An 18,460-nucleotide genomic window follows, 5' to 3' on the forward strand; every position below is an offset into this window, starting at 1 on the left:
TATTCAAACTTTTTAAACCGGCCTTTCGACTTTATTTATAGTCAACACAATAGGGAATCGATTTGGTGTTTGAGAAGAGCGATGAGCAGCTAATAGAGAAAGCACTGAAAGGGCACAAAAAAGCCTGGTTTAGTCTACTCAAACGCTATGAAAAGCCTGTTTATCACTACGGGCTGCGCATGACAGGTAATAACGCCGACGCGCTGGATCTGCTGCAAGATGTGTTTATTTCGGTATTTCGAAACCTGTCCAACTATCGTGGTGATGGGAGCTTTAAAGGCTGGTTATTTAGAATTGCGCATTATCGCTGCATCGAGTTTTATCGCCGTAAGCGCCCTATGCAAGGGCTTGATGATGCCCCGGAAATACCCTGCGACACCGCTCCCGCTGACCAACGTATAGAGAGCACCCAGCGCAATGCGCAGTTGGTCAGTGCGATGCAGCAATTGCCTTTGGCACAAAAATCAGTGATAGAGCTGAAATTTTTTGGTCATTTTACCTTTGAAGAAATCGCTGAACAAACGGGTATGTCGGTTAATACAGCAAAGTCTCGTTTATACAGCGCGTTATCTAGAATGAAAATCTTAATGGAGGTGGATTATGTCGAACTATGACAACGCCGAACTTCTGGCCTTGTGGCTAGAAGACAAGCTGACCCCAAAACAACGGGACGAATTTGAACAACGCTGTATCAAAGATAGTCAATTTGCTGAGCAGGTGGATACGGCCGCTATGGTTAAAGTAGGTGCTGATGTTTATTCCTCTTCTGAGGTCCCACAATGGAATAAAGCCGCAACCTTTGAGCCCCAGCAAGCTCGTAATAGTTGGTCGTGGTTATCCGGCGTATCTTTCGTGACGTCAGCGCTGGCTATTGTGCTGGTGTTAACGGGGACGCAAGTCACCACTTCTGAAGGGGAGCTGCGTATTCGCTTCGGTTCAGGGCAGTCAGAACAGGCATTAGTGAAATTAGTGGATAGCAAGTTAGATGCGTTTAAACAAAATCAACAAGACGCATTTACTTTGTATGCGCAAACGCTGCAGCAACAGCAGTTAGAAAGCGCAAGCCAACTGACGAATTATTTATTGAGTTCAAGTCGCAAGGAGCGCCGCGAAGACTTTGCCGAACTGATTAAGTTTGTTAATCAGCAGCGCAGCGACGATCAACTTTTTTATGCGCGCCAACTCAATCAATTACAACAAGACGTTTATCATGATGCGACTGGCGTCGCATTAGAAAGTATTCAACAGTAGAGGTAGCCTTATGAACATGTCTAAACGTATTTTCGCCCTCAGCACAGTGCTTGTCGCCATGTGGACATCCCCCGTTTTAGCTGACACGGATAAGCAGGATTTGACCGGCGAGCTAGAAATAATGAGCAGTATTTTACAAACTGCACTCAAGCAAGATAACCAAAGAGGAAGTCTGAGCATACGAGATATCGGCTATACCTATCTGCAAAATCAAGGCGTGGTATTTAAACTGGATTTAAATCGCTATGGTAGCAGGCAGGTATTCTTTATCGATGGTCACCCATCTGTGCCTGTCGCGCCGCTTGCGCCTAACGTTTTTGATATGCAAGACCTCGATATCGACATTCACATGGACGAAGATGAAATAGAGGATGCAGTAGAAGACGCTATGGAGCGAGCAAAATATTTATCACGTGAATCAAGCAGTAAATTGCGGTCCCTTGGTGAAAAACTACGGGAGTTCTCGAGGGAACAGCGCGAGTATGAGCGTCGTAGTCGAGATCTTGAGTTTGAAAAAAGCAACAGTAACAGCGAACGTAAAGCTAACATCGATGAGCAGTTAGGAGAGTTAAACGCTGAGCTCAAAAAACTTCAAACAAAACGCACAGAGGTCGAAAGATACAAAACGAAAATCGAGACCGAACGCCAAGCGCAATTACAACAACGAAAAGAGGCCGCCGAACAAGAACGTAAGCGCTTTTTAGCCAACTTTGAACAAAATTTAGGCCAGGTGTTGTGCCGCTATGGTGCTGGGCTTAACGCCCTTGATGATAAAGAGCATGTGAATTTTGTACTTAGTCATTTTGCTTCATCGACCAGTAACAGCAATCAAGACCGAGTCTATGTCTTTAAACACAGCGACATTCAGGCCTGTGTAAAAGATAAAATTAATCACGAGACACTGCTGAACAACAGCCAAGTGTACGCCTTTTAGGTTTAGCGTTATCGCATTTATCTTCTTTTCATCGGTAATCAAATGCCTACAAAAAGGCGGCTATAACGTAAGTTTAGCCGCCTTTTTAGGTAGATAGTTAAAAACACGATCGACGATTTTCTCTAAATCGCTATATCTAATCCTCTTCTCTAAATTCTTATATAACCTTTTATCACCGACATTTATTGGTAATTGTCCTGTTCGTTCCATAAATTGTTGTTCTTTTATCGCTGTCGATGCTTTCAAGCATGATGGTGACTTGAGTTTTGCCAGCCGCCAATGTGGATATTAATTCGAGCTTAGGTATTAATTTGAAAAGGGTATCAAGATGAATATTGCAAACATGACGGGTCTTGAATTGATGCAGGCCGTTGCTAGGGGCGATTTACCACATCCCAATATGGCAAGCACTATCCCAATGAAATTTGTTTCGGTGGAAAAGGGCGTGGCCATTTTTGAGGCCACCGCCGATGATAGACATATTAATCCATTAGGTGGCGTTCATGGAGGCTTCGCTGCGACGGTGATGGATTCGGTTACCGGTTGTGCCGTGCATAGTATGTTGGAAGCGGGTGTCGGTTACGGGACAATTGATTTAAATGTGAAAATGCTTAAGGCCGTGCCGAAAGATAAAGCACTGAAAGCCGAAGGTAGAGTCATCAGTATGTCAAATTCACTCGGCGTGTCCGAGGGCAAGCTAATTGATGAAACGGGGAAAATTTATGCTTATGCGTCCGCGACTTGTATGATTATGCGACCTAAGGCGTCCTAGCCAGCTTTTTTTTATGTAGATGCTTTGCACAGCAGCATGCTAATTGTCTGCAAAGTGTCATCTTTTTGTGGGCATAATCGCCTTTTTTATTTTCTGGAGTAGGTAATGGGTTTGAGGTTTGTAACTAATCATTTGGCGAAAAGTATTTGGCTCAAAGGTGCCATCGTCACACTAGCGTTTGGGATGAATGTAACTGCATTTGCTGAAAATAGAATTGATACCCAGCGCCCAGATGCTCCGGAGCTTGCTGCGTATGGTGAGCACAGCATTGGTGTACGTCAGCTTGAAGTGGCTAACCCAAATCAAATCGAGATGCTAAAGCTCGACCCCACTAAACCTGAGCCTGAAACGTTGCCCCGTTACGATCGGCCGCTTACATTAGAGGTTTGGTACCCGGCTTTAAAAGGCAGTACGGGCAATACTACCCTTAAAGCTTACATGCGTGACGGTAAAACCGAAGTGGATTTACACGGTAAGGCTGTGCGAGATGCTAAGCCAAAAATGACTGACAACGCTTTTCCGCTGGTGCTTATTTCACATGGATACCCGGGGAATCGTTTTTTGCTCGCACATTTAGCTGAGAATATTGCCTCGAAGGGCTATGTGGTTGTGTCTATCGATCACACCGACTCAACTTATCGAACAAAAGCGGCATTTTCTTCGACCTTGGTTAATCGCCCAGTGGACCAGCTTTTTGTGTTGTCGCAAATAGAGGGTATGGCGAAAGACAAAGATTCATTTTTGTACGGTTTGGTTGATACGTCTGACACCGGTTTAATCGGATATTCAATGGGTGGTTATGGTGCTGTGATTAACGCCGGCGCAGGGGTGACCGAACAAGTCGTTACGAGTAAGCAGAGCCCGCCATTTGGTGCGCTTGAACGCCATCAGTCAGGTATTAAGCCCAATGCTGATAAACGTTTAAAGACCGTTATAGCGTTTGCACCTTGGGGTATGAATTACCATATGTTTAGCAGTGAAACGCTGAAAGAAATTAGTGTTCCTATGTTGCTAATAGCAGGCTCTCAGGACGATGTGTCGGGTTACGAAAATGGCGTTCGAGCCATTTGGCAGGGGGCAAGCAACGTGGATCGCTCACTTCTGACTTATGATAATGCCAATCACAATGCAGGGGCGGTGATGCCAGCACCAGAAGAGTCCTATGTATTTGATAAAGAACTAGGTTTTAATATCAGCGAGCATTACGTCGATGCGGTTTGGGATAATGCGCGCATGAATAATATTGCCCAGCATTTTGTTACCGCATGGCTAGATAAATACCTGAAAAATGATATTTCAAAAGATGCGTACTTGGATATTGTGCCAGATTCAAACGAGGGTGTTTATGCCCTTGACGAAGAAGGCGAGGCGAAACCAGAGCATTCCTATTGGAAAGGCTTTGGAAATCGCACTGCCAAAGGCCTGCACTTCGAGACGCTTTCTTCAGAAAAATAACTAAGACAGTACAACCCCTACGCCACTCATTGGTGTAAGGAGGAGATCTGATTAGCCATTGTAAACACTGCGCTGCTTGCAATGGCCTTTTCCCGCTTACTGTGGCCGCTAATTGTTTCGGCTTCGTATCTAGCGCTTTCATATGCTCTTTCTCTTCACTTTCATTCTTCACAGGTCATGTGAATACACATGGTCAAATAATGCGGTTATACCACGGTAAAATTTACACAGATTTTTCCGTATTATCTTCATTTAAGTCTTTTAACCTTCATAACATTATGATTTTTAATAATTATTTATCTGGCGTTGGTTTTGCTTTGCTCTTTGCTACAAACTCTTTACTACAAAATAACACGCTTCTTTGAAATACAGAGCGTTACATCGCAAAACATTTAAACAGCAAGCATTGATACACAAAGCAGGGCGTCAAGATGGATATTATTCCTGAGCATCTTATTAATTTTGAAATTAATCTTCAGTTGGTGGTGTATCACCTATTCCAGCTCGGGCTAGCATTTTTATTTGCCTTGCCCATTGCCTTGAACCGAGAGAGTGGATCTAAGGGAGCAGGGTTGCGTACCTTTCCGCTGGTGGCGCTAGCTTCATGCGCGTTTATGCTCATCGCTATGAATGCTTATGCAGAAGGCGACGGCGAAGCAGAAGCAAGAGTGATGTACGGTATCGTAACGGGGATTGGCTTTATTGGTGGCGGTGCTATTTTTAAGCAGGAAAATGGCGCCAGTGGCACAGCAACCGCAGCGGGTATCTGGAACACTGGCGCCATAGGAGTAGCGGTCGCCTATCAAAACTATGAAATCGCGCTGATTTTATCCTTGATGAATTTCTGCATTTTCCGTTTCGCCCGTAGCGTCAAGGTTCAAAAAGCGAAACACTTAGATGATTGAGCCCGTTTGAACGCAGAGGGTTAAAACTGTAAACGGGTTTTGGGTTTGTGTAACCGATATTAGCAGTGTGTGGTTGCGGGCGTTCAAAACAAGACAATTGAATTTAACTTTTGGTGGGGAACGCATTTTAGCCGTTCACTGGATGTTATACTCGGTTTGATACTGGTTTATGCAGCTTGTAAAGCATAACGCCAACCAGGACAGTAAACAAAACGAAAATTAGAGGTAAAGCAATTCATAACGACGCACGCAATACATCAAACCAAACCGTCAGGCAATAATGAGACGCTGGGTGGAACCGGCCGAATGAGGGACAAAAATGAAAACGAATATAGTGCTATTACTCACTGCGATACTGCTGGGCGGTTGTGAAAGTCAGCCTGACTATCGTGAAGCGACCAAAGGTGGCTTTGGGTATACCGAAAGCAAATTTACTGACACTCAATATCGCGTGAACTTTAAAGGTCGTGGTACCGATAAGTCAAAAGCGATGGACTACGCCATGTTGCGCGCCGCCGAACTGACCTTAGAGCAAGGTTACGACTGGTTTGTGGTTACAGACAGGGAAACCTTAGTAGACAAAGAAAACGTGCAACTGAGCCCGCAGGTGGGTTTTAGTCGTCGCTACGCCACGCTTACCGATTGTGGGGCGTTAACCTGCCGGACATCTCGCTTCCCCCGCAGTCAATTCGAAACTGGAGTATTTATTGGCGGCTCTGAGCAAAGTGAAATAGAGAGTATCTTGAATATTAAGATGGGCAAGGGGGCAAAACCTAATTCGGGGACCAGTTTCGACGCGAAGCAAGTGACTGAAAACTTGGGACCTAAGAAAGACACAGTGCAAGACTGATATACTCTGTGGTAGGTGTTGATTTTGCGGCTTTCATTTTAAGATCAGGTACTCAGACGACCTTTGATACACCATTACAAAAAAAGCTCAACGCTATAAACGTTGAGCTATTTTGTCGTTGCTATTCAGAAAATAAGAGTTAGTAAGCCACGCTAATGCGCTGATTAATATGCTCAGCATTTTCTGCTTCATCCACTAAGGCTTTGGCGTAATCAGTGACCGAAATTTTACTTTCACCATCGCTATTGGTAAAAAACGCATCACCGCCAATACGAAACTCTCCTTCGCTATCACCTGGGTAAAGCACAGCCGCTGGGCTAACGAAGGTCCACGATGTTTTCGATTTAGTGCTGCGAAATACGTTAAGGGCTTCCCCTTGTGCTAGGGCTTCGTCCTTATATTCAGCAGGGAAATCAGGTGAGGTTACAAGTGCCACGCCTGGAGCAATTTCCAAACTACCGGCGCCGCCTACCCATATTAAACGTTTACCGCTATTGGCAAGAGATGTCAGCAGACGTTCAGCGGCTTTTGCCACTATCTCATGGTTACCTGCCGCGCGGCCGCCAATAGATGCGATAACCACATCTGCATCGGCAACGACAGGTGCGAAATCAGCCGTACTTTGTAAGTCGTAAACACGTGATGTAACCCCTTCGGCGGTTAACTTTGCAGCATCACGTACGATTGCCACTACTTCGTGTCCCCGGCTTTTCGCTTGTGCTACTACTGTGCTACCAACCCAACCTGTTGCCCCTAAAACTGCGATTCTCATATTGATTCTCCAATTGTCCATTGTGTTACGTTAAGAAAGTGAAGCCAGTTTACTTGTGTTGGCATAAGTGATAAATATCGGTAAATGATTAATATTGTTTCATTTTGAGATGCTAATGGACCGGATAACGTCGTTACAAAGCTTTATGGAAGTAGCTCGTTGTGGCAGCTTTACTAAAGCCGCAGATAATATTGGATTAAGTCGTTTACAAGTGACTCGCCACGTTCAGGATATTGAACAGTGGTTGGGTTTACGCTTGTTTCATCGCACCACACGTAAAGTAAGTTTGACCATGCAAGGTGAAGAAGCGTTGGGGTTTGCAAAGCAAATACTCAGTTCGGTTTCGGATCTGCAAAGTCGTGCTCATAGTCACAACCACGAACTCGTTGGTACCATTCGAGTTGCGACCCCAATTGGACTTGGTCAAAATATGCTGTTTGATGCCATCCAAGCGTTTGTGTCTATTCACCCCAAAACCCATATTCAAATGGTTTTATCTGATGGGCTGTCGCAGCTAGTAGATGAACGAGTCGATATTGCGCTGCGCTACGTTGATCAACCACATCAGCAATTAATTGCTAGAAGGCTAATGCATATCGATAGTGTTCTATGTGCGTCCCCGAACTATATTGCGCAGCACGCCAAATTGAATCAACCCAATGATTTGCTAGCGCATAATTGCCTTGTTCACAGTAGTAGTCATCAATGGCGGGTTATGTCACCAACAAGCGATGAACAAATCAGTGTGTCAGGGAATATTCAAGCTAATGAAATGGGCGTTATTTTAAAGGCGGCGCTGCGCGGGTTAGGCATTGCGTGTTTACCATGTGATTTGGCCAATCGTTATTTGCTAAACCGTGAACTGGTTCAAGTGCTGCCTGGTTACAACATGCCTGGCAGTAATCTGTGGGCGGTGTATTTGTCTCGTGATCACCAGCAAAATGTGGTGCGTGCTTTTATTGATTTTATCGCCGAGCGTTGGCAAGCGGATATTCAACGGGTTACAAATTGATTAATATTGAAAGGTGAACTTTTACACCGTTGTGCGTATCAATAGTTAATATCCCTCAACATTCTTTGGAAAAGCTTTATATGCTAAATCAAACTAAGAGTGCATCACGCTATTTACCTCAGGCGGCAGTGTCTATTGTGTTTTTGTTGTCAATATCTGCCTGTACGAACAAGCAACTCTACAAAGCGGGGCAGTCGTATCAGAAAAGTGAATGCGAACGCACTGCGCTTTCTGATGTGCAATTTAGAGAGTGTAAAGATGTGGAGGCAAAGCGTTTTGAAGAGTACGAACGTGAACGCCAAGAAACACTTGAAACGAGTAAACCTTAAAGCAACTCGTAATAGAGTAATTGTACTTTAGTCCAGATTGAGTGTTTTTTAACTCAGTGCTATACACTGCTTTTACCTGCCGTTCGTATTTTGCAATTTTTTAAATGTTTGATACATAAGTTAAAATTAAAATGGTGTTGTTCTTGCTGTTAAGGCTGTGATTTTACTAAAAGGAATGTCACATGCAGAATAATAATAGCAAAAAAATACGTTCTAACCTGATCACTAAAATGGTCAAACTACTGAGTTTAACCGCTGTACTGAGCCTGTCTTGTAATGCTTTAGCGGCCCCAATTAATGGCACAGGCAATATTACTCCTGACGTCATTTTTGGCGATGGTAATGCAAACGGCTCGTGGACAGGGGAAGCATTGAATGGCGTTGAAGTAGCCCTGCGAGGGAAGCTAAGATATAACGCAGCAGGAAGTCCTGAAAATACCTTTAACTACGACGGCGATCGTACTTATACATTTGACCCTACCTTAAGCTTATTACCTGCAAATCGTTCAGTATTTAATTTCGAGTACGCGGTGAATGTTGACGCGGGCGCTAACCCATCGGGCGCGATGTTAGATAATTTTACTTATCTGTTTGAGTTTGATGTAGACCCCACAGCCGGCACTGACTTTGTCAGCTTCGATATCATTACTTTAAAAACTGACAACGAACTTGGCGATAGCGGCACTGCGAATGGTGATGGATTAAAGGATATACCCAACTACGCCTCTAATTTAAGTAATTATAGCGTTGCGCAGAATTCTCAGAATCGCGGTTTTGGCTATTCTGGCCTACTTGATGCGGCTACTGAGGGCATGTTTACTTATAACTTAACGGTGCTTGATGCAAATGGTGGAGAAGTGGCCATCAGTTCAATTGATATTGTTGTTGGAAGTGTCCCGGTGTCAGCACCATCGACTTTTGCATGCTTATTTGCAGGTGTATTTGTGCTTAGTTTTGCAGGGTTGCGCAGACGTAGAAAACAAAATAGCTAACTGCTAAAGAGTCCCTAAAAAGGCTATTCAAAAGGGCATCTACCACAATGCGATTACTGAGGTAGCAGCCCTTTTTATTTGGTTTAATCTCTAACGGTTTTCTAATCGATTGTAATCTAGCAGTCCACCTTCGATTGGGTTGTGTTTCATGAAGGTTTGATAGAGTTTATCGCTGAATTCCCAAAAATCTTTGGTTGTGCGCCTTACCGCAAATAGATCTAAGAAGGCTTCGTAATCTTGTTCGTTTTCAATTTGCTGAGCTTTTGCCACTAATTTGGCGATATCCGCCTCTTTTACACGCCAGAATACATCGGGGTAACTACCGAGCAACCCATGTACTAGCGTCACGTTATCATTGGCATGATCGCGATTAACATCTTCAGAAAACAAGCTGTTCACATTGAAATGCGCACTGTTGCGCACCAAGGTGAAAATCTCAGGTTTATCACTGTCTGTGGGTTCGACCATGATCATGCTCAGCTCTGGCAATATTGAGGCGCTTTGGCCTTTGATGTTGGCTAGCTGTCCGAGCAAGGCTTTGCTATTTCTACCTAGTTCGCTGTCCTGTAATCGGTAACGGCTGGGTTGCACACCTTGTACATGTTCAGCAAAAATATCGTATAACTCTTTCTTGTGGTGCTGGGTCTTAAACTGCATACCACTGGGCTGGTCGAATGGGTTGATTTTACCTTCAACAAATTCGGTTAGCTCTGGACCCGCTTTTTGATACCAAGAGGCCAACTCTTGGTGACGTGTTTCAGGCGGTAAAAAGGCCAAAAAGTTTGATTCACCTTCCATACGCAGAAAGTCCATGTACAGGCGCGTCATCAACTGATGACCATAATTGCCATAAACATCAAACCCAGCGACTAACAGATAATGAATACGCTCTAGTAGTGCGTAATCGATAACCCAAGCGGTTTTAGGCGGTTTGCCAATAAGCCCTTTCACAACGGTTGCGTTATCGAAGTGACGAAACACCGTCAGCGTGGCGTTGTCATTTTCACCGTCACCGTCCCATATATCGTTCTCAGTGAAATGCTGGCCATCTTCCAATGCGGTGGCCATGAAATCATGTCGTGCACGCATGTAATCACCTTGACGTGAGGCATACTCAAGCCAAGTCACTGCAAATGCGGTGCTTTCGTGCTCCGCTGGGAGGCGCAGGTTGTCTTTTTGTGACTCGTAGAAAGCGTGTATCTTGGGGGAATCTGCCACTTCTGGCTTTACAAAGTACACCCAGAAACGATCGTTAATCACATTCAACGCCACCTGACCACGACACACAGGCCCTTTGATGTAACCCATGATGGTGTTTTGAGCACGCTCAAGCATAAAGCGGTAGCGCGCGTTTTCCGGTAGCTGGGTGAATGCTGTTAGCGGGTTTGCCGCCACTTTGGGCTTATAACTCGGTAGCTCGGTCACTGTATAATCAGCGTCTACAAACCACTTCTGCCATTTGTCGGTGAGTGCTTTGTGAATAGCGTAAGGCTGGTGGGTTTTGTTGACTATGGTCGACATAACAGGCTGCAAGCGATAATAAACGCGTTTTACCCCAGGCTCATCAAATGGGCGGCGACTCGGAATGACATCAATAGCTTGCCCTGATGGAGTTCTTGAGCGCACAAGATTAAAAAACTGTGGCTGGGCATCAGGCGCGGTTATCTCGCTAAAATACAAATGAGAGCTAAATAAATGTTCATAAATGTAGCGAGCGCTTAATTGCACTTTCAGATTGTCGGCATTCAAAAAATCTTCTAATGAGTTCACCGCTGATTCTTGCGCTTCAGACAGTGGTGCGCGAGCAGGCAGATAAGCGCCGCTGTCTATCCAACTCATGAGTATGTTGTGCTCTTCACCGGTTAATTCTGGGAGCGCGTAGGGCATACCACCAAATGCTTGGCTTTTCGCATAGCCATCAAATTCGGCAATGGTGGGGCATTGCTGGCTGCGATCGATAGAGACATCGAAACGTTCGTCTAACAACTTGTCATCAGGCAAAGGGTGCTGCTGCTTAAGCATCAACATTTTTGCTAAAACGGACGCTTGAGTGTTAGCGCTAGGGGTTTGTTCTCGCTCATTTAAAACTGGGTAAAAGCCGCGCTCGCGCCAATCGGGAGAATCTAATGCATCCAAAAATAATCGATTTGGCGTGGCGGCAAGTATACGCGACCCGTGATACACAATTTCTTTGTTCGCGCCGCGTTCTATGCCCTCAGGCGAGCTCATCTTAAGCTGGCAAGGAGCGTCGTAGCAGGCATGGCAAACCACACAACGTCCTTCGATTACTGGAGCAACTTTGGTTTGATAAAATGCGGTGGCAGGGCTTTCTAATGATGCTTGAGCGACACTGGCTGGCGCGCGGTTTACTGGATTTTCTTCGCCGTAAAGCTTGTTCAAATCGAGATTGGCAATGGTCGCGCAACCCGAGCAGACGAGAATGACGGTGATGAATACTTTAATCCATCTGGAGTGTGTATTTTGCATAAGAGTCCGATTAAGGCAGTCACCCTGAGTTTAATCAAAACAGAGCGTTGTGGTGTGGCGTGTGTGTTTGCGCCGCAGTTTACCCTCTAGCGGGCATTGACTCAACCAAGAAGCACTCAAGCTGGGTGCTTTCTAAGCTAAATGCTGCCTGAGCTGGTTTTAGTTCATAGGCTTATAAGTAACCACTCACTTGACAGCATCAACGAAAGCAGGAACGCTACCGTGACTTCTTTAACAGGTATTTGGTAATTTATGCAGCGTGACGACAAGGTGACATCAGTATTCGGTCATATCCTCATTATTATACTGGCGGGAGAGTTAATTTTCGCTTTACCTTTTCATTTAGCACGCTTTTTTCGCCCTACGTTTCTACAAGCGTTTGAGTTAACTAACACCCAATTAGGCGATATTTTTGCTGTTTATGGCGTTGTGGCCATGCTGTCATATTTCCCTGGGGGCATTATTGCTGACAAGTATGCTCCAAATCGCCTGATGAGTTTTTCACTGTTGGCGACAGCGGCAGGGGGGTGTGTATTTACTCAGCGGGCCGAGTCACTTTGGGCTTACATTGCTTTTTGCGTATTGGGGGGCAACCACGGTTTTGGTTTTTTGGGCGGCGATGATCAAAGCTACTCGGCTCTCGGCCCCGCCCCATCGTCAAGGGTTTGCATTTGGTTTGCTCGACGGGGGTCGCGGATTAGCGGCAAGTCTATTTGCCAGTGTCGGCATATTGTTATTGAGCTTCGGGACGTTTAGCTCGCAAGGTGATTTTAACAGCGCAGCTGAAGCGTTCGATGCTATGAGTACACTGATTATTTACTACACCACGTTAACTGCGCTGGCAGCTGGGTTAACCTGGTTTTTTATCAGTTCACAGACAGATAACCCATCTGACGTGAACGCTCAACAGCAGCAACAAGCATCTGGCTTGTCATTAGGAACAACGCTTATTAACCCTCTGGTGTGGTTGCAAGGTGGTATCGTTATTTGCGCATATTGTGGATATAAAGCGCTGGATAATTACAGCCTTTTCGTTGTACAGCACTACGGTTGGTCACAAGTGGAAGGCGCGAAATTCATAACGTTTGCCAGTTATATGCGCCCCGTTGCCGCACTTGGGGCAGGATTGCTCGCCGATCGCTTACGTACGAGTAAAATGACCTACTTGCTGTTTGCGTCACTGGGGGCGGTTTTCGCGGCTATTGCGTGGATGACGCATTTCAATGCTGGGGTGACATTGATGTTGGCCATGTTGCTGTTTACCTTTTTTGCAGTATTTGCCTTACGTGGGATTTACTTCGCGCTGGTGGACGAGAGCCAAATTCGTATGGGGGCGACAGGCACTGCCGTGGGGATCATATCGGTACTGGGTTTTACCCCAGATATTTTTTTCGCGTCTATCTCAGGGCGCATGTTAGATGCGGGGCAATACGGCTTCGCCTATTATTTTTTGTTTGTTGCAGCGATTATGTTAGTTGGCTGTTTTTGCGCTTTGCTATTGGCCAAAAAGGTTAACAAATTACGCGCCGCTATGGCTGCAAGCCCCAAAAATTAAGCCGTGTCGTTAACATTCTGAAGGCGCTACTGTGGTAGTCAAAACGTTGCGGTGTCGCTTTAAGGCGTCAAAATGTCATATTCGCGACATATCATTAACGCTTAACATCTGTTTTAATTAATAAAATTATAAGTAAAAAGTAAATCTATGTTTGGTATTTTTAAACCTGCTCCACACCAATCTCGACTCCCCAAAGAAGAAATAGACAAAGAATACAAAGCCCTGCGTTGGCAAGTGTTTATCGGTATTTTTGTGGGTTACGCTGGTTATTATTTAGTGCGCAAAAACTTTTCGTTGGCAATGCCTTTTCTGATTGAAGAACAAGGCTTTACCAAGGGCCAGTTGGGAATTGCATTATCGGCGGTCTCTATTGCCTATGGCTTGAGTAAATTTTTAATGGGCAGTGTGTCTGACCGCAGTAATCCCCGTTATTTTTTGATGACAGGGTTGCTAGTATCCTCCGGCGTTATGTTTCTATTTGGTTTTGCCGACTGGGCCACTCAAAGTGTTGCTAGTATCTTTGTGTTGCTGTTTATCAATGGCTGGGCACAAGGCATGGGATGGCCAGCGTGTGGACGTACCATGGTTCACTGGTATTCAGGAAATGAAAGGGGCCAAACGGTCTCGTTTTGGAATATCGCGCACAATGTTGGCGGTGGCTTAATTGGTCCGATATTTATTTTAGGCATGGCGTGGTTCAACGACTGGCACAGCGCCTTTTATATGCCTGCTGCTGCAGCAAGCTTAATTGCCGTGTTTATTTATTTCGTGATGCGCGATACGCCTCAGTCATGTGGTTTACCGCCAATAGAAGAATATCGAAACGATTATCCTGCTCAATATTCTCAAAGCCATGAAGAAGAACTAACAGCAAAGCAAATATTTATGCAGTTTGTACTGAATAACAAATTGTTGTGGTTCATCGCTGTGGCGAATGCGTTTGTCTATTTAATTCGTTACGGCGTGCTTGATTGGGCTCCTACCTACCTGTATGAGGTAAAAGATTTTTCATTTGATAAAAGCTCATGGGCTTACTTTCTTTACGAGTGGGCAGGTATTCCCGGCACCCTGCTATGCGGCTGGATAAGTGACCGCTGGTTTAAAGGCCGACGAGCACCAGCAGCCATATTGTATATGATGTTGGTATTGGTGGCCGTCGTCGTTTACTGGTTAAACCCGGCAGGTAATCCAAGCGTCGACATTGCTGCGCTAATGGCAATTGGCTTCTTGATCTATGGGCCTGTCATGCTGATTGGTTTATTCGCTCTTGAGCTGGTGCCTAAAAAGGCCGCTGGCACTGCCGCTGGCTTAACCGGGTTATTTGGTTATTTAGGCGGAGCTGTTGTCGCCAACATTGCGCTTGGCTATACGGTTGACCATTTCGGTTGGGATGGCGGCTTTGTATTATTGGTTGGCGGTTGCATAGGCGCTATTTTACTTATCGCGTTAACCTTAAAACACGAAGTCGCACATGAGAGCCATCAGCGGGAAGAAGGTCATCAGCGGGAGGAGGGCGCTAAGGGTCAGGCTTGAGCCTTAGTAGGGTGCTAGTCCTTAGCACCCTACTTATAGCCCCCATAAATTCAGAGTCTGCCCACCTCTATTTTAACCCTATCGAAAGCAGAGATGGGCGAGCTTTGCTTGCCGCTTGCACTCAGCACGAAATTGCCCAGTTTGCATTAAGACTTGGTACTCCCTTCAGGGCTCAAGAAACTCAATATCGCCAGCTCATTTTCGATATTTGTTACAGAATTTCTATTGATTATTCACCTGCTAAAGCCCTTTAACTACAGGATATGCAGGCCTAGAAATCCACTTATGCACTATTTATGAGCACGATAGGAAGGGTAAACGTTTGAACACTCATGACATTTCGTCGCCAAAGCGATAAGCTAAAGGGATATTTCAAGTGGAAAAACAAACATGACAAATTCTGTAGTGATCAGTGGTTCAGGATTATGGAATCCACCGCATAGCATCTCAAACGAAGAGTTAGTAGATGCGTACAACGCGTATGCTCAGCAGTTTAATGAGCAAAATGCCGATGAGATTGAATCAGGCGCCGTAACAGCGAAGCCTTTCTCAAGTGCTGAATTTATTCAAAAAGCATCCGGTATCCGCAGTCGCTATTGCTATATGAAAGATGGCGTACTGGACATAAATCGTATGCGTCCCATCATTCCTGAGCGAAGTGAAGAAGAACTATCTGATCAAGCCGAAATGGCGATCAATGCGGCTAAACTGGCCCTTGAAGCGGCAAATAAAACCGCTGAAGATATCGATGTAGTGATTGTTTCTTGTGCTTATACGCAGCGCTCGTATCCCGCATTAGCCATCGAAGTGCAAGGCGCTTTGGGGATCAAAGGTTTTGGTTTCGATATGTTAGTGGCTTGTTCAGCAGCGACTTTTGCCTTGCATCGTGCTTATGAAATGATCAGCGCGGGTACTGCAAAAGGTGTATTAGTTATCAACCCAGAATTGACGTCACCACAGGTAAATTACTGCGATCGCGACAGTCACTTTATTTTCGGGGATGTGGCGACCGCCATGGTGGTGGAGCATGCAGATACCGCGACGTCTGAGCACGTGTTTGATATTTTGAGCACCAAAGCGATTACCCAATATTCAAATAATATTCGCTCAAATTTTGGTTATGTTAGCCGGGCTAACGATGTTGATCCGTACGGAGCAGATAAACTGTTTCATCAAGAAGGGCGTAAAGTTTTTAAAGAGGTGTGCCCTATGGCCGCTGAGCATATCAGCGAGCACTTAGAGCGGCATCAGTTAACCAGCGCTGATGTGAAGCGTTGGTGGTTACACCAAGCAAATATCAACATGAACACGCTTATTAGTAAAAGACTATTAGGCCGTGAAGCGACTGCTGAAGAAGCGCCGATTGTACTAGACAGATATGCCAATACGGCATCTGCTGGCTCAATTATTGCGTTTAATCTACACCACAAAGACTTGCAGTCAGGCGATTACGGATTACTGTGTTCATTTGGCGCAGGATATTCAATCGGCAGTTTGTTAGTCAGAAAAAGGTAATCTTGTTACGTTAAGACGCTTGAATAACACAATAGCAATCACGTCAGGGACAACACTATTATGCTAGCAGTTTGGGGATATGCAGCCAGTGCTCTGGGTTACGCACTGTTGCTGTTGTTATTGTTAACGTCGCGCAAGTCGGGCTTAGCTAAATATTTGTTAATATTGGCCACGGCTGCTACGTGTGTGTGGTCGCTGTCACCTTTTTTTATTGGCGAATTAACTGTAGAGCGTCTCATCGTTTTTGATAACGTCAAACAATTGTTCTGGCTGCTCTTTCTGGCTGCGTGTTTAAAAGATAACTTCACTAGTTTGGTGGGCGTGCTTAAGCGCCCTGAAACATGGTTGATTCTGGCGTTGCCAATTACCGGCGTTATTATTCCCCTATTTCTAGATATTAACGACAGTTGGTTATTTTTACTGCAGACCATTTTGGCGCTACAAGTGTTGGTTCTACTAGAAATTATCTATCGTCAATCAGGTGAAAATCGCTGGGCGTTCAAACCGCTTATTTTATACTTAGGTGCCACAAACCTGTTTGAATTCGTTACCTTCGCCAATGCGCTGATGGTCGAGCAAATTGACTTGACGTATATTGCCGCCAGAGGCTTTATTTACACCGCTATGATCCCGCTATTGGTGCTTGCTATACGCCGAGTACAACATTGGGGCGTTGACATATTTGTCAGTCGTGAAGTGGTGTTGCACAGCTCTTTGCTACTGGTGGCGGGCTGCTATTTGTTTGTTATGTCGCTTATCGGTTATGTGGTGAAATACTACGGGGGAGAATGGAGTACTTCAATTCAAGTCGCGCTAATATTCCTGTCGTTGGCGTTGCTTGCCACGGTCTTCTTGTCGACAAGCTTTCGCACCAAGGTCAAAGTGTTTATTACTAAACACTTTTTTGCTAATCAGTTTGACTATCGTTATGAGTGGGTCAAGTTAACTAAGTCATTGGAAAGTGATCAATCTGGGCAGGCTGTTTATCAAACCGTTCTAAACGCTTTTTTGCAGGCGATGGATTACCAATCTGGCTTGCTACTTAAGCGAGTCGATAGCAAAGTAGAATATTTAGCAGATGAAGACGCTGAACCTTTATGTGAAGAGCAGCTCGAAGTGATGAGGCAGTTTTTTGCGTTTTTTGAGCAGAAAAACTGGATCATCGATATGGCAGAGCTACGCACCAAGCCCTATGTTTACGAGGGCTTAAAAGTGAACCACGGGACCTTGAATAAAATTGCATTTCAATTGGTTATCCCCATGTATCGAGGCGATACGCTGTGGGGCTTAGTGCTGATGAGCAACACCAATGATACTTCGCGCAATTTGAATTGGGAATTGCGTGATTACCTTACTGCGGTGACCGCGCAAATCACTAACTTTTTATTCCATCATGAAGCGGCAAAAGAAGTGGCTGAAAATGCCCAGTTCGCCGCGTTCACGCGTATGTCGGCTTTCGTGTTACACGATTTGAAAAATGTATTGGCACAAATAGACTTAATTTTATGTAATGCTGAGCAGCATAAGGATAATCCCGAATTTATCGAAGATACCTTTGAAACGCTGCATCACACCAAGGCACGCATGGATAAAATGCTGCGCCAGTTATCAGAGAAGAATGCAGAGCCAGCGAGTCAGCACAGGTTGATTAATTTGTCGGCGTGTATCGAAAAAGTCATTGAGCAGCGCTGCGCAACATACTTGCCCAAGCCAGAATTGAGAATCGATAGTGAAGTCGACGTTGTGCTTGACCAAGAAAAGTTCGCCAACGTCATGTATCACTTGATCAGCAATGCGCAACAAGCCACCGCCGACGATGGTTTTGTGCGGATTAACGTCAGCCATGCCCCACAAAGCGAAAACATGGTGGTGACTATTTCTGATAACGGCTCGGGCATGAGTAAAAGCTTTATTCAGCAGCGCTTGTTTACGCCTTTTGATACCACCAAAGGTAATGCCGGCATGGGCATAGGTGCTTACGATGCGAAAACGTTTTTAGAAAAAATAGGTGGATTTTTACATGTTCAAAGTGAAGAGAATGTTGGTACAGTCTTTACATTGAACATACCAGCGAACTAATAGAATAGGTTGCAAGGAT

Annotated in this window: 16 protein-coding genes; 14 read left to right on the forward strand and 2 right to left on the reverse strand. The window is 45.0% G+C overall.

What is annotated here, in order from left to right; translation table 11 throughout:
- The first annotated feature begins 65 nt into the window (after positions 1 to 65).
- From GMES_RS19380 to GMES_RS19410, 7 genes are all read left to right on the forward strand, one after another.
- Complete coding sequence (locus GMES_RS19380; protein ID WP_006994504.1) at positions 66 to 614, forward strand: RNA polymerase sigma factor; 549 nt, start codon at positions 66 to 68, stop codon at positions 612 to 614.
- Positions 601 to 1,251: a hypothetical protein gene (locus GMES_RS19385; protein WP_006994505.1), complete on the forward strand. Its 651-nt coding sequence runs from the start codon at positions 601 to 603 to the stop codon at positions 1,249 to 1,251. The genes GMES_RS19380 and GMES_RS19385 overlap by 14 nt, the downstream gene beginning before the upstream one ends.
- Before the next feature lie 10 nt (positions 1,252 to 1,261).
- Positions 1,262 to 2,185: a hypothetical protein gene (locus GMES_RS19390; protein WP_006994506.1), complete on the forward strand. Its 924-nt coding sequence runs from the start codon at positions 1,262 to 1,264 to the stop codon at positions 2,183 to 2,185.
- Positions 2,186 to 2,513: 328 nt separating this feature from the next.
- Positions 2,514 to 2,957 carry a PaaI family thioesterase gene (locus GMES_RS19395; protein ID WP_006994507.1) on the forward strand — a complete coding sequence of 148 codons (444 nt, stop codon included), beginning with the start codon at positions 2,514 to 2,516 and terminating at the stop codon, positions 2,955 to 2,957.
- A 105-nt stretch (positions 2,958 to 3,062) separates the two neighbouring features.
- Complete coding sequence (locus GMES_RS19400) at positions 3,063 to 4,412, forward strand: alpha/beta hydrolase family protein (RefSeq protein ID WP_006994508.1); 1,350 nt, start codon at positions 3,063 to 3,065, stop codon at positions 4,410 to 4,412.
- A 431-nt stretch (positions 4,413 to 4,843) separates the two neighbouring features.
- Positions 4,844 to 5,317 carry an MgtC/SapB family protein gene (locus GMES_RS19405; RefSeq protein WP_006994510.1) on the forward strand — a complete coding sequence of 158 codons (474 nt, stop codon included), beginning with the start codon at positions 4,844 to 4,846 and terminating at the stop codon, positions 5,315 to 5,317.
- A gap of 319 nt (positions 5,318 to 5,636) precedes the next feature.
- The gene (locus tag GMES_RS19410) at positions 5,637 to 6,167 is read left to right on the forward strand and encodes a CC0125/CC1285 family lipoprotein (RefSeq protein ID WP_006994512.1); all 531 of its coding nucleotides are present in this window, start codon (positions 5,637 to 5,639) and stop codon (positions 6,165 to 6,167) included.
- A 139-nt stretch (positions 6,168 to 6,306) separates the two neighbouring features.
- Here GMES_RS19410 and GMES_RS19415 read toward each other — a convergent pair whose 3' ends face one another.
- Positions 6,307 to 6,939, reverse strand: a complete 633-nt coding sequence (locus GMES_RS19415) for an NAD(P)-dependent oxidoreductase (RefSeq protein ID WP_006994513.1) — start codon at positions 6,937 to 6,939, stop codon at positions 6,307 to 6,309.
- Positions 6,940 to 7,054: 115 nt separating this feature from the next.
- On the opposite strand from GMES_RS19415, the gene GMES_RS19420 reads away from it, so the two are divergent.
- The 3 genes from GMES_RS19420 to GMES_RS19430 all read left to right on the forward strand — a co-directional run bounded on the left by GMES_RS19420 (position 7,055) and on the right by GMES_RS19430 (position 9,272).
- Positions 7,055 to 7,951, forward strand: a complete 897-nt coding sequence (locus GMES_RS19420; RefSeq protein ID WP_006994514.1) for a LysR family transcriptional regulator — start codon at positions 7,055 to 7,057, stop codon at positions 7,949 to 7,951.
- 80 nt (positions 7,952 to 8,031) lie between these two features.
- A complete protein-coding gene (locus GMES_RS19425) occupies positions 8,032 to 8,280 on the forward strand; it encodes a hypothetical protein (protein WP_006994515.1) in 249 nt (82 codons plus the stop codon).
- Between the two features lie 182 nt (positions 8,281 to 8,462).
- Entirely contained in the window at positions 8,463 to 9,272 is an 810-nt protein-coding gene (locus GMES_RS19430) for a hypothetical protein (protein WP_006994516.1), read from the forward strand.
- Positions 9,273 to 9,362: 90 nt separating this feature from the next.
- Here GMES_RS19430 and GMES_RS19435 read toward each other — a convergent pair whose 3' ends face one another.
- On the reverse strand, positions 9,363 to 11,759 hold the full coding sequence (locus GMES_RS19435) for a fatty acid cis/trans isomerase (protein WP_006994517.1): 2,397 nt from the start codon (positions 11,757 to 11,759) through the stop codon (positions 9,363 to 9,365).
- Positions 11,760 to 12,288: 529 nt separating this feature from the next.
- Here GMES_RS19435 and GMES_RS19440 point away from each other — a divergent pair.
- From GMES_RS19440 to prsK, 4 genes are all read left to right on the forward strand, one after another.
- Positions 12,289 to 13,314 (forward strand): MFS transporter, encoded by a 1,026-nt coding sequence (locus tag GMES_RS19440; RefSeq protein WP_226990343.1) that lies wholly within the window; start codon positions 12,289 to 12,291, stop codon positions 13,312 to 13,314.
- A 147-nt stretch (positions 13,315 to 13,461) separates the two neighbouring features.
- Complete coding sequence (glpT, locus tag GMES_RS19445) at positions 13,462 to 14,847, forward strand: glycerol-3-phosphate transporter (protein ID WP_006994518.1); 1,386 nt, start codon at positions 13,462 to 13,464, stop codon at positions 14,845 to 14,847.
- A gap of 390 nt (positions 14,848 to 15,237) precedes the next feature.
- Positions 15,238 to 16,362 (forward strand): beta-ketoacyl-ACP synthase III, encoded by a 1,125-nt coding sequence (locus tag GMES_RS19450; RefSeq protein ID WP_006994520.1) that lies wholly within the window; start codon positions 15,238 to 15,240, stop codon positions 16,360 to 16,362.
- 60 nt (positions 16,363 to 16,422) lie between these two features.
- Positions 16,423 to 18,441 (forward strand): XrtA/PEP-CTERM system histidine kinase PrsK, encoded by a 2,019-nt coding sequence (gene prsK, locus GMES_RS19455; protein WP_006994521.1) that lies wholly within the window; start codon positions 16,423 to 16,425, stop codon positions 18,439 to 18,441.
- Positions 18,442 to 18,460: the final 19 nt, after the last annotated feature.

The sequence above is a fragment of the Paraglaciecola mesophila KMM 241 genome, assembly GCF_000315015.1.
Lineage (GTDB): Bacteria > Pseudomonadota > Gammaproteobacteria > Enterobacterales > Alteromonadaceae > Paraglaciecola > Paraglaciecola mesophila.